We start from the raw sequence: 12832 nt of genomic DNA, 5'->3' as shown, positions 1-12832 counted from the left end.
CTAAGCTATAATAAATATCCTCATTGAAAATGGGAGGTAACAATTATGAAAATATTCGAATTCTTAAAGAACAAAAAAGGTGCCTCTGGTATTGGTACCTTAATTGTCTTTATTGCCATGGTATTAGTTGCTGCAGTTGCAGCAAGTGTTTTAATTAACACAAGCGGATTCTTACAACAAAAAGCATCCAGCACAGGTAAAGAAAGTACAGAACAGGTAGCTAGTGGATTACAAACACTACAAGTCTTAGGTATGCACAACAATGCAAACATAAACTACACCGCAATCTACATATCTCCAAATGCTGGAAGTGCTCCAATCGATTTAGAACAGGCAGTAGTTATGATGTCCGATGGTGCTACCAAATTAGTAGCAAAATACAACGACACCAGTAATGATTACGATAGCTTAACAAGCGGTGGATCAGTATTTGAATCAGATGTATGGAACAGCGTAAAAAACACAGAATTTGGAATCATAGTAATTCAAGATGCAGATGGATCATGTAAGAATACTACACCAGTTATAAACAAAGGAGATATCGTAGCTATAGCATTGAACACAACCGGATTAAGTATGGACCCAAGATCTGAAATAACCGGAACAATAACCCCAGAATTCGGAGCTCCAGCGATAATATCATTCACAACACCTGCAACATACTTAGATGATTCAAGAATCATACAGCTTCAATAAATACCCCGATATTCTTTAAAAGCCCTTAATTTCTTATTTTTTTTATTGAGATAAGGAGGAGCATATATGTTAAAAAAATTCTTTAAAAATAGGAGGGGTGCTGTAGGTATCGGTACGCTGATTATATTCATTGCACTCGTATTGGTTGCAGCAGTAGCTGCTTCCGTAATTATAAACACAGCAGGAAAGTTGCAGCATAAGGCATCTATTGTAGGTCAGCAAAGTACTCAGCAGGTTGCAAGCGGAATACAAGTTATTAAAGTTATAGGCTATGGTTCCGGAAACATAACTAAAATGGCAATACTGGTATCTCCAAACATAGGAGATGAAGTTGATCTATCATCCACGATCGTTTCTCTATCAAATGGCGATAGGAAGGTATCTTTAGTGTACTCAGGATACATCGAGCATGTTGAAGATAGTGGCTCTAAAGATATATTTAACATAACTGGCGCATGGCCTCTTGCTGATAATTATCCAGATCCAGAATTTGGGTTAATAGTATTACAAGACGCCGATGGTTCAACAAATAGCACCGCGCATCCTACAGTAAACTATGGAGACAAGGTTATCATAGCAATCGACCTCACCAATAGCCTCGGACCGATAGCTGAAAGACAAAAAGTATTTGGAGAAGTAATTCCCGAATATGGGGCTTCAGGAATAATTGACTTTAGGGCACCGTCAGCCTTCGTTGATGCTGTAACTGTTCTTCAATAATTAGGTGAAAAAAATGCCAAACATCTCTGAAATAATTGAAGAAATAAAAAAAAAATAGCATTTAGTAAAGGGAAAAAAAAGGAGGAACTTGAAGTTGAGGAAGAATTTAGAATAGATGAGGAAATAATCGAAGATACTGGTGAAGATCTAGCAGCAGCAAATGAAGAACTTCTCGCCAAAATAAGTGAACTTGAATCAAGATTTCCAAAAATAGAAATGATGGTCACCAATATCAGAAAAGAAAACGAAAGTCTCAGAAACGACATAAATAAAATAAACGAAAATTTCCAGGACATAATGGCACTCTACGAAGTAGTTTCAAACCAGATAAATCCATTTATAGGAATTTCAAAAGTTACAGCAACCAGCATGGAAAAAATTGAAAGACTAGAGTATGAAGCGGATCACCTCAGAAAAAAGGTAAAGGAATTACAGAACGATATCGTGATACTTGCAAATATATACCTAGAGCAGCACGACATAGATTTGGACGAAATTATTAATGAAGTGCTTGCAGATGAAGAAATCTCCAAAGCAATATCCGGAGAGGATATAGATGGTTAATAAGGTAGATATGGAATATTCTTCCGACCTAATGGAAGAATATTTGACTGAGGATGAATTGGAAGAATATATGGACAATTTAAGAACAAAAGTCCCATCATTTATTATTGAATTATTAAAAAATAATTTAAAAAATAGAAGATTAACAAGGGAACAGTTAGATAAAATTGTAAATCGTGTTACAGATCTTTATTTTGGCAAGAAATCCGAAGATAAAACAAAAGAGCTCACTGCCAAAATTAATGATCTAAGTAGTAAACTAGATGCATTGATGAAGGTTGCTGCAATATCTTCCGCAACGAAAGTTTCCGAAGATATTAAAAAAGAATTAGGAGATTTGGAAGAAGAATCTTCTGAAGAAGAAATTAAAACAGAAAATCCAGAAGAAGTAGAAAAAACAGAAGAAAAGGTAGAAGGGCTAATCGAAGAAAAAGAAGAAATAAAACCGCCAGAACCAGAATCGACTCCTGAAGCTGTAGAAGAGGAAAAAGAACCAGTGGTAGAAGAAAAACCCGTGAAAAAGGAAAAAGAAGAGAAAGAAGAAATTAAGGAAAAAGAACTCCAAAAAGCTAAGGAAGAAAATATTAAAGAAGTTCATACAGGCGAGGAGGTAATCATTATGCCATCTGACTTAACTCCAGTAACCGAAGAAAAATATAGACTTGAAGAATTACCTGAAGATACGGTATCTACAATGCTGGCCTTCAAATGGCTTGAATTCTTAACAAGTAGAGTTGGATCAAGCAACCTGATCGATACTTTGGACTACTACTACAACTTAAAATGGATATCAAGCAAGGTAGTAAGTAAGTTGATAAAAATATCTAAAAACTTGAAGTATTTCCATGAAGATTTAAACTGGAAGCCCACAAACAAAATGACTCCTGAAGACCATGTGGTCTCACTCCTATATATTGAAAAATTAGGTGGAAGACCAGTACCTATGGATGAGTTAGAAAGCGTTGAAAGAGAAATAACTAGAATAAAAAAATGGTCTGAAGAATTACAAAACTTATAACCACAATATAGATCGTCAAGGAGGGAATGGTATGAATACTGAAGTACTATCATCAATATTACTCGAATCACACAAACCCGCCAAGTTAGATGATATTCCAGAAGATCCGATATCCATAATATTCGCATTCAAATGGCTTGAATACTTATACGAAAGAGTGGGATCCTCAAACATGGTTGATGTATTAGATTTCTACTATAATTTAGGCTGGATATCTGACAAAGCAATATCAAAATTATTAAAGTTCTCAAAAGGTATCTATGTAGAAGACGATGAAATTGAATCTGAATCAGGTAGGTTAACAATTACCGACCATCTAGTTTCATTACTGTTCATCGAAAGATTGAATGGAAAGAAGATTTCAGGCGAAATGCTTGATAGAATAGAATGGGAGATAAGAAGAATAAAAAAGGGGGCAGAACAGTACTATGGGATTTAGTTCCGCAGCAGGCGTAATATTATTACTAACCACAATACTAGCCTGTTCAATATATCTGTACAGCTCGGTAGATATAAGTTCCGTTAAAGTAAATGAGGCCTACTACAAACACACTACATACTTGGAAAATAAATTAAATGAAAAATTAAATATTATTGAAGTAGTAAATTCAACAGATACTATAAATATCACCCTGAAAAACGAAGGTTCAGTAACTCTTGAACCTCAAAAATGGGATGTACTATACAACGGCACACCTAAGAAATTTGGGGTAGTTTCCAACAAGATATATATAACTCCATTGGATAACGTAACATTAACCATTAACGCAACCGCTCCTGCAAGGATCTGTGTAGTATCAGAATACGGCAACCAATACTTCTATAATTTGAATTAATTAACCATATTTAATACTCTTTGATTTTTAGTAGGTGCTCAGTTATACCTGGGTGATTAAATGGCATCTAATGTATTTTCAGAAATAATCATATTTGTTAGTGTTTTAATAATCACTGCCGCAGTTTCAGGGAATCTTGTAACCATAACTCATAAACTGTCATTAGGAATAAACAACAAAGGAGAAATCCTATCATCAAAATTATCCCAGGATTTTGAAATCATCAACGATCCAGCAAATGTTCCAAGAAATTCAACTACTGGAATAACTACCCTTTATGTAAAAAACACGGGGAAGACGCAGATTCCATTTAATGGTAATGTATTTACAGTTATTATTGATGGGGATATTAAGAACATAGACTCTACAGCTGATTTAAACGACTTAAATGGCGTTTTAGATCCTTCAGAAGTGGGTAAAATTGATGTTAGCTACAATAACACAGGATATCATAAAATAAAGGTAATTTCTGAACAGGGCGTTACAAGAACATTAATGGCAGAAATTCAGTAAATTTTCACTATTGGTGATTTTATGAAACTTGCAAGAATTAACCTCAGTAGGGATGATATTCATAAAAGGCTGGGGGGTGGTATTCCATACGGGAGCATAATTCTTGTTGAAGGGGAGGAATCCACTGGAAAATCAATAATCGCTCAGAGACTTGCTTATGGTTTTTTACAGAACGCCCATTCAGTCACATATACCTCAACTCAATTAACAACTTTAGAATTTGTAAAACAGATGATGTCCTTAAACTACAATATAAACAAAAAATTGTTAAGTGGTACTTTACTCTATATCCCAGTATATCCTTTGATATCAGACAATACTCAGAAAGACGATTTCATAAAGAAAATTATGGAAACTAGGGCATTTTATGAAAAAGATATAGTTATATTTGATTCCTTGTCATCACTCATCGTGAATGATGCAAGCGATATAAAAGTAAACGATTTAATGGCTTTTTTTAAAAGAATAGCATCTATGAACAAAGTCATAATTTACACAATTAACCCAAAAGAACTGCCAGAATCTATTTTAACTTTACTTAGGTCTTCTGCAACAATGGTACTTAAAACTGAAATTTACACATTCGGTGGTAATATTAAAAATTTAGTCAAAATTGAAAAATACAATTTAGCACAAGGACCATTCCAGAAATTGATGGTATTCAGAGTGGAACCAAAACTAGGCATTGCGGTAGAGATATCCTCGGTAGCATAAAGGTGGTAAGATGGCGGACGAATTCAGTAACAGCATGAATCGGAATCCTCATTTACGTAGGTATGTTGAACAATTCAAAAAAACACACTTAAAGGTTCCCGAATTTATGGTAAGCCTATCTAGGGAGTTGAAGGAGATTAAATATCCGAACATACTCTACCCTATAGGGGATCCCATATTTATTCACATATATGGTAGCCCTACAACGAAAACAAAATATATAGTAATAGAACCTAGGCTAGAAACCTCCGAAGAAAGGAGAAAATACCAACTAATACTGGATAAAATATTGGAATATGCTCCTTATGGAGATTCACCTGAAAACGATGAAGAATTTGTGAAAGTTCTTACCAACCTATATGATACAGTAACCAATGTAGTAGGATCTGAGAAGAAAAGTAAAAATAAATTCCTCTCCAAGTTTCTAAACTCTGGAAAGATAAATCTCACGAAGGCGGAACGGGATAAATATCTCTACATATTAAAAAGAGACCTAATTGGATTAGGAGCTCTTGAACCTATTAGAAGGGATCCATATATTGAGGATATCCACGTAATTGGATCACACGGATGTCAGTTAGTCCATAAAATCTTTGACATGTTACCTACAAACATAACCTGGGAAGATGATATTGAACTTGCCAACTACTTAAAAAACATTTGTGAAAGAATAGGTAGGCCAGTATCTGACGCAACCCCTATTGTAGATGGTTCCCTTCCAGATGGTTCAAGGATTAACATCATATATTCTCAAGATGTTTCATTAAAAGGCCCTTCATTTACAATTAGGAAATTTACAGATGTTCCAATTAGTATTACCCAGATTATCAGCTGGGGTACGATGTCTGCCCAGACTGCCGCCTATTTATGGCTTTGTTTAGAATATGGAATGAGTATATTTGTATGTGGTGAAACTGCTTCAGGTAAGACCACCACACTAAACGCCATCCTACCGTTTATCAAACCTAAATCAAAAGTATTTTCATGTGAGGATACTGCAGAAGTTAAACCCCCACAACCGGTATGGCAGCAGTTACTTACTAGGGAAAGAGGCCCTGAAGAAAGCAGGGTTACATTATTCGATTTATTAAGGGCTGCCCTAAGATCCAGACCTAACTATATTATTGTTGGGGAGATAAGGAGTGTTGAAGGGGCTGTTGCATTCCAAGCTATGCAGACAGGTCACCCTGTATTATCCACATTCCACGCTGCAAATGTTAAAAAAATGATTCAAAGACTTAGTGGTGAGCCAATCAATATTCCTTTAACATTTATGGATAACTTGAATGTTGCAATTTTCCAGTTGGCAGTTTATACAAAGGGCAAATTCCTAAGAAGAGTTGTAGGAATTGAAGAAATTGAAGGATATTATAAGGAAGTAGATGGGGTTATAACCAGAGGTGTTTTTGAGTGGGACCCTCAATTGGACAAACATAACTTTACTGGATTGAACAACAGTTACATTCTTGAAGATAAAATTGCAAAAGTTGCAGGTTACGAGGATCCAAGGGAAATCTACGATGAACTAAACTTAAGGGTAAGAATACTTGAAGAAATGATAGCAAGAGAGATATTTGGATACTACGAAGTACTTGATGTAATTTGGAAATTCTATGAAAAGGGATTAGAAGGGCTTCCATTCCCTATCTAAGGTGATTTTAGTGCTTTTTGACATTTTACCTCGTGTAGGATTAAAGCCTAGGGACTACATCCTAAAGTTTGTCATACCCTCACTAATTATTTCAGTTATTTTGACAGTTTTGGGGGTAAAATACTTTACAGGGTATGTAAGGCTAATATTTCTACTATTGCCACTATTAATTGTAGGGAGTGCTATAGGTTACCCCTACATAGAGCTCGATACTCAGAAGAACCAAATAAATGAAAAATTGCACATATTTATAACTAAGTTTGGTGTGCTCTCAATTACTGATCTGGATAGAAAAGAACTTATGAAGTTGCTTTCAGAAGAAAAAGAAGAATTAGGGCAACTGGCCGAGGAATCTAAAAAGATTTATGTTTTAATAAAGAGATGGAACCAGTCACTTGCTGAAGCTTGTAGGTTTCTAGCAACTAGGACACCAAGTAACGAATTTGCAGATTTTTTAGATAGAATGGCATATTCATTGGATAGCGGTGAAGAATTAAAGGACTTCCTCTCAGACGAACAGGATATTGTTATGGAGGACTATGCAGCATTCTACAAGAGGGCATTATACTCATTGGATATGTTTAAAGAAATGTATGTCAGTGCAATTACTTCTGTTGCATTCTTTGTAACATTTGCAGTCATAGTCCCATTCCTAATGCCATACGACTTTACAACAACTGTAACCTTTGCACTACTGGGTTTCATATTGATAGAGGTATTGATGGTATACGGTATTAAAAGTAAACTACCATACGATAGATTATGGCACACTGGAGAAAAACCCACAGCTGTAGATCTAAAACTTAAAAAATGGCTAATAATATCTATAATTCTAACTGTAGTACTAACCACGACATTGGTTTGGGGAAAATACATTGCAGAAATACCGAAGATGGTTAAAATACCTTATCAAATACTTTTCGCAACTGGAGTTACTCCTCTTCTAATTGGGGGATATATGGCCCAGAGGGAAGAAAATTTAGTTATAAGAAAAGAATATAACTTCCCAGATTTTTTAAGGTCCCTTGGTAATTCAGTTAGTGCAAAAGGAGGAGGTATGACTGAATCCTTAAAATACTTATCATCACACGACTTTGGACCATTGACCAAAGATTTAGAGAGACTCTACAAGAGAATTTCAATAAGAATAGATAACAACAAGGCATGGAGATACTTTGGTTTTGATACATGTAGTTATTTAATCCAATTATTCTCGGAAATGTTCGAAAGATGTACATTTTTAGGTGGTGACCCTGGAAAAGCATCAGAGATCATTGGAACTAACTTCCGTAAAATAATAAACTTAAGAAAATCAAAATACCAAAGTGTTGCACAGTTTTCAGGTATAATATATGGTTTGGGAGGGGGAATGGCACTCTCTTTATACGCTTCATACGGAGTCGCCCAGATGGTATCTAACCTCTATACAACCTTAGATATTCCTGAGGCAATGATAAGCGTCATAAACATCATGTCTCCAGGAGATTTATCAATGGTATCATATCTAATGTATGCAGTATTAGTTTTTTACTCCATGGTTTCTGGATACTTGATAAAATTGATGGATGGAGGGCATCTTCAGTGCTCCCTTATGCATTTTGTTATAATGCTCTGGATAGCGTCCATTGTAAGTTATGTAACTGGATTGTTAGTACAAAGTATTTTAGGAGTTGGAATTCCACTATATTAATACTGCATTATTTGAAAAAATTGAAGAAATTAAAAAATGAAACCCAATAAAAGATTTCATGTCTTTAAAATAGCCCCTATTATAAAGCATACCAATACAAGATTCATTATTAATTTTATTCTTTTTGAAGCATTTCCAAACATGTCGGCAGGATTATCTTTATTATTTTTTATCGAATAACCACCAATTAGATTAACTATAGTACTTATAAACAAAATATCGCATAAAACTATTAAAATGAGATATATAATCCCAAACATACCCATGATATATGGCAGAGGACTTAAAAGAACTGCCATCATTAAAAAAAAGGCAGCAAAATAAAGCGATTTTTTACCATATTTTATAGGCAAGGAAATAACATTCTCTTTAATATCTCCGTCCATATCTTCAAAATCTTTTATTATTTCTCTTGCCCAGGTGGCAAACATTGCACAAAGGAACAGTATAATTGTTATACCAATATTTCCTACGGCGGCACCTCCAAAAACAAAAACAGATCCTGTTAAATAAGCCACCATTAAATTTCCAACAATTTTATTACGTTTATAGCGTTTTGCATAGTAATAAAGAACCAGAGAGTTAACTATCGCAATTATAAAACAGTTGAAATTAAACAAAGATAGTAAAAGTCCAGTAAATACTAAAAAATACGAAAAAAACCAAGCATTTTTTAATGAAATTTTTCCAGAGGGTAAAGGTCTGGAAGGTTTGTTTATTTTATCTATATCTATGTCGTATATATCATTCAAGGCATTCCCGAACCCACAAATTAAAAATACCACCAATGAAGCCATTAATATACTACCCATAAAACCAGTTTCAAATCCAGAGGCTATCAATCCACCAATAAATGCCCCAAATGATGCAGTTATACAGTTTTTTACTCTAATCAATTCTAAGTAATATTTTAAATTATCCATACTTACACCTTGTAATTATATTCATAATAATACTTCAAAACATTATTTAAAATATGGTAGATTTATTACAACATACACTTAAATAACACCACTATAACACCGCACTTACGAACGACTATAGCTGGTGCCACGAATTTATTCAAATTAACTTAGAATATTTTTAAATTCAAAATATAGAAATAAATGAACGTCCCATTTAAACCTTATGTAGTTATTAACTTCATATTGTTAAGCAGCTCGGTATAAAACACTTAAAAGGGATATAATGTTAAAATTTGGTACAGCAGGAATACCCATCAATGCAAAAAATACCTTGGATGCATTTAACTATCTTAAAAAAATAGATTTAGGTGCCATGGAGATTGAATTCGTTAGAGGAGTCAATATTAAAAAAGAAAAAGCTGAAGAATTGAAAAGCAAAACTCTTGGGCTTTCATTAAGTGTTCATGCACCATACTACATAAATTTAAATGCAGAAAATCCTGAAAAAATCGAAAGTAGTATTAAACGAATTGTTGATTCTGCAAAAATTATGGGAATCTTTAGTAAAAACAACCCTGAGAGTAAGAACGTAGTATTCCATCCAGGTTACTATCTTAAAAAAAATAGAGATGAAGTTTACAGAACCATTAGGGACAATATCAAAAAAATAGATGAATATTTAAAAACAAACAAAATAAACGTAGTACTAAGACCTGAAACCACGGGGAAAATAACCCAATTCGGTAGTATTGACGAGTTAATATCCCTTTCAAAGGAGCTCGAAATACTACCTTGTGTAGATTTTGCCCATATTTATGCAAGGAGTCTGGGAAAAATAAATAACTATGATTCATTTTACAATATAATGGTTAAAATAGAAAATGAACTTGGAAAAAAAGCTATAAAAGACGTGCACATCCATATTTCTGGAATAGAATTCGGAAAAGGTGGAGAGAAAAAACATCTTCCGATAAATGAATCATATTTTAATTATAGGGATGTTCTAAAAGTTCTAGTGGATTTTGAGGCTGAAGGCATTGTAGTATGTGAAAGCCCAAAGCTGGAATACGATGCTTTAATTTTAAAAAGAACCTATGAAGATTACATTCAAAAATTATAACGGGCTTATAACAACTTTTTTCACAGAAATCCCTTTAGGGCATTTTATTTTTTCATTTAATACCGATACCACTTTATACTTTTCACATATTCCTTCAGGATGGCATAGTAGATAGTTTTCACACAACACATTATCGCATTGAATATCACTGTGGGAGAGTGTAACACCTTCAAGGGCTTTTTTCGACTCGATAATTATTACAAATTCTGCAGGTACAACCTCAACGACTTTAACGCCGTTTTCATGAATATCACATGGATGATTTGCAGACCTCACACTCACTATTTTGTATCTTTTCCCCTCTTCCAAATTGTTATGACATATTCTCTTAAACCTACATGACTCGCACTCCTCAAGTAATCCAACGTAAATAAATTCATTACCTGTTTTTGCGAGCTCACTCCCAATTAGTGTTATCTTCTTCATAATTTCACCAGTAATAATGATAATAATAAAAAATATTTAATCGATATTATATTATATAAACAACTATTAAAAACTTATAATCAAATAGGTTACTTATTATTATCTATATGGTGTTGAAAACATGTGTGGAATAATTGGATACATTGGAAACGGGAAGGCTTCTGAAATTCTATTAAAAGGACTAACAAGATTGGAATACCGAGGATACGATAGTTGTGGTATCGGCATAATTGAGGATAATAACAATAATAACATAATCGTAAAAAAGGATATAGGTAAAGTTGGGGAGGTATCTAAAAAAGAGAATTTCTTAGATGTTAATGGAAATGTAGGAATAGGGCACTCTCGATGGAGCACACACGGGGGTATCACAAAGGAAAATGCTCATCCACATACGGATTGTAAAAATGAAATCTGCGTAGTTCATAACGGCATAATCTCCAATTACAAGGAATTAAGGGATTTTTTAATAAAAAATGGCCATAAATTTAAATCACACACTGATACAGAAGTAGTCCCGCATTTAATCGAGGAAGAATTAAAGAGATATATAGACAAAACTCTATCCGAGGAAGATTACATAAATGCAGTTAAAAATGCAGTTAAAAAATTGGATGGTACCTATGCACTTTTGATATTGAATAAAAAGTTTCCAAACGTGTTAATTGGTATTAGAAATGAAAGCCCACTTATTATGGGGATAGGGGATGAAAGCAATAATAAAGAATGCTTTTTAGGGAGCGACATATCTGCGTTTTTAGAATATACAAAGAATATTATTCCTTTGGAGGATGGAGATATTGTAATTTTAAAGAAAGATAATTCTAAAAGTAATAATAACAATAACGTAACTTACAAGATATATAACAACGAGAAAGACGTTAGCAAAGATAGAAACGTAATGAAAATAGAATGGGATATAGAAAGTGCAGAAAAAGGTGGATATGATCACTTTATGTTGAAGGAAATAATGGAAGAACCTGTGATTATTAAAAATTCTTCAAAGATATGCAGGGAAGAGATTAAGGAGCTGGCAAAAGCTGTAAAAGATTATGAAAGAATTTACATCGTTGCTATGGGGACTTCACTTCATGCAGCTATGGTTGCAGAATACTGGTTTTCTAAGTTAAATAAATTGGTAATTCCATGTGATTCATCAGAATTTTTAATTAAAGGTATAGTTGATGAAAAAACGTTAGTTATTGGTATCACCCAGAGCGGGGAAACCTATGACACCATAAAAACAATAAAATACGCAAAGAAAAAAGGTGCAAAAACTGCCACAATAGTGAATGTCTTAGGTAGTACTGCAACGAGGGAAGCAGACATCACAATTATGATGGGCTCAGGTATTGAAATATCAGTATGTGCAACAAAAACCTACATGTCCCAGTTAATGATTTTGTACAGGCTGTTTATTGAATACGGTGAAGTTATCGGCAGAAACATGGATAGATATAAAAAAGAACTTGAAAATATCCCAAGTTACATAGAAGAGGTCTTAGAAGAAAGGGAAAATATCAAACAGGTTGCAAAAAACCTAAATGTTAAAAATTATATTTTCATTTCAAAGGGTATAAACCTACCTAACGCATTGGAAGGAGCTCTGAAATTTAAAGAAATAACATACCTACATGCCGAAGGGATGAGCAGCGGGTTTTTAAAGCATGGGACAATATCCCTAATAGATGAAAATATGGATACTGTGGCTCTGATTCCACCTTCAAATTCGGAGCTCTTTAAATCTGTAATCTCAAATATTGAAGAAATTAAGGCAAGGAATGGAAAAGTAGTAGGGATTAGCCCAGTAGGTATGGAAAATACCGATTATTTAATAAAAGTTCCAGATGTTTTGGAAGAGGTAAGTCCTTTTGTATATGCCCCTGCCTGTCAGTTGTTGGCATACTACAAAGCAGTTGAACTTGGAAGGGATGTGGATAAGCCAAGGGGATTGGCAAAGAGCGTAACTGTTGAATAAT

The 12832-nt window shown here is 34.0% G+C and carries 14 protein-coding genes; 12 read left to right on the top strand and 2 right to left on the bottom strand.

What is annotated here, in order from left to right:
• Positions 1–45: 45 nt before the first annotated feature.
• The 10 genes from F555_RS0105680 to flaJ all read left to right on the top strand — a co-directional run bounded on the left by F555_RS0105680 (position 46) and on the right by flaJ (position 8402).
• Positions 46–696, top strand: coding sequence for a flagellin (locus tag F555_RS0105680; RefSeq protein WP_018154256.1), 651 nt, complete (start codon positions 46–48; stop codon positions 694–696).
• Between the two features lie 66 nt (positions 697–762).
• The gene (locus F555_RS0105675) at positions 763–1416 is read left to right on the top strand and encodes a flagellin (RefSeq protein ID WP_018154255.1); all 654 of its coding nucleotides are present in this window, start codon (positions 763–765) and stop codon (positions 1414–1416) included.
• A 219-nt stretch (positions 1417–1635) separates the two neighbouring features.
• On the top strand, positions 1636–1980 hold the full coding sequence (locus F555_RS09600) for a flagella accessory protein C (protein ID WP_245547905.1): 345 nt from the start codon (positions 1636–1638) through the stop codon (positions 1978–1980).
• Complete coding sequence (locus F555_RS0105665; RefSeq protein ID WP_018154253.1) at positions 1973–2998, top strand: FlaD/FlaE family flagellar protein; 1026 nt, start codon at positions 1973–1975, stop codon at positions 2996–2998. Before F555_RS09600 ends, F555_RS0105665 begins: the two co-directional genes overlap by 8 nt.
• A gap of 31 nt (positions 2999–3029) precedes the next feature.
• Positions 3030–3437 (top strand): FlaD/FlaE family flagellar protein, encoded by a 408-nt coding sequence (locus tag F555_RS0105660; protein WP_018154252.1) that lies wholly within the window; start codon positions 3030–3032, stop codon positions 3435–3437.
• A complete protein-coding gene (locus F555_RS0105655) occupies positions 3427–3834 on the top strand; it encodes a hypothetical protein (RefSeq protein WP_018154251.1) in 408 nt (135 codons plus the stop codon). The genes F555_RS0105660 and F555_RS0105655 overlap by 11 nt, the downstream gene beginning before the upstream one ends.
• Before the next feature lie 60 nt (positions 3835–3894).
• A complete protein-coding gene (locus F555_RS0105650; RefSeq protein ID WP_018154250.1) occupies positions 3895–4347 on the top strand; it encodes a hypothetical protein in 453 nt (150 codons plus the stop codon).
• A 21-nt stretch (positions 4348–4368) separates the two neighbouring features.
• A complete protein-coding gene (locus F555_RS0105645) occupies positions 4369–5061 on the top strand; it encodes an ATPase domain-containing protein (protein ID WP_018154249.1) in 693 nt (230 codons plus the stop codon).
• 10 nt (positions 5062–5071) lie between these two features.
• Positions 5072–6712, top strand: a complete 1641-nt coding sequence (locus F555_RS0105640) for a type II/IV secretion system ATPase subunit (RefSeq protein WP_018154248.1) — start codon at positions 5072–5074, stop codon at positions 6710–6712.
• Between the two features lie 10 nt (positions 6713–6722).
• The gene (flaJ, locus tag F555_RS0105635; RefSeq protein ID WP_018154247.1) at positions 6723–8402 is read left to right on the top strand and encodes an archaellar assembly protein FlaJ; all 1680 of its coding nucleotides are present in this window, start codon (positions 6723–6725) and stop codon (positions 8400–8402) included.
• 56 nt (positions 8403–8458) lie between these two features.
• Here the strand turns inward: flaJ and F555_RS0105630 are convergent, their stop codons facing one another.
• Positions 8459–9325 (bottom strand): UbiA family prenyltransferase, encoded by an 867-nt coding sequence (locus F555_RS0105630; protein WP_018154246.1) that lies wholly within the window; start codon positions 9323–9325, stop codon positions 8459–8461.
• Positions 9326–9590: 265 nt separating this feature from the next.
• On the opposite strand from F555_RS0105630, the gene F555_RS0105625 reads away from it, so the two are divergent.
• Positions 9591–10427, top strand: a complete 837-nt coding sequence (locus F555_RS0105625) for a TIM barrel protein (protein WP_018154245.1) — start codon at positions 9591–9593, stop codon at positions 10425–10427.
• Here F555_RS0105625 and F555_RS0105620 read toward each other — a convergent pair.
• Entirely contained in the window at positions 10422–10853 is a 432-nt protein-coding gene (locus tag F555_RS0105620; protein WP_018154244.1) for a UPF0179 family protein, read from the bottom strand. The two genes, F555_RS0105625 and F555_RS0105620, sit on opposite strands and share 6 nt — an antisense overlap.
• Before the next feature lie 121 nt (positions 10854–10974).
• Here F555_RS0105620 and glmS point away from each other — a divergent pair, with 121 nt between their 5' ends.
• A complete protein-coding gene (gene glmS / locus F555_RS0105615; RefSeq protein WP_018154243.1) occupies positions 10975–12831 on the top strand; it encodes a glutamine--fructose-6-phosphate transaminase (isomerizing) in 1857 nt (618 codons plus the stop codon).
• Position 12832: the final 1 nt, after the last annotated feature.

The sequence above is a fragment of the Methanothermococcus thermolithotrophicus DSM 2095 genome (assembly GCF_000376965.1).
In the GTDB taxonomy this organism is placed as follows: domain Archaea; phylum AGJL01; class Methanococci; order Methanococcales; family Methanococcaceae; genus Methanothermococcus; species Methanothermococcus thermolithotrophicus.
This window is presented reverse-complemented; position numbering and strand designations above follow the sequence as displayed.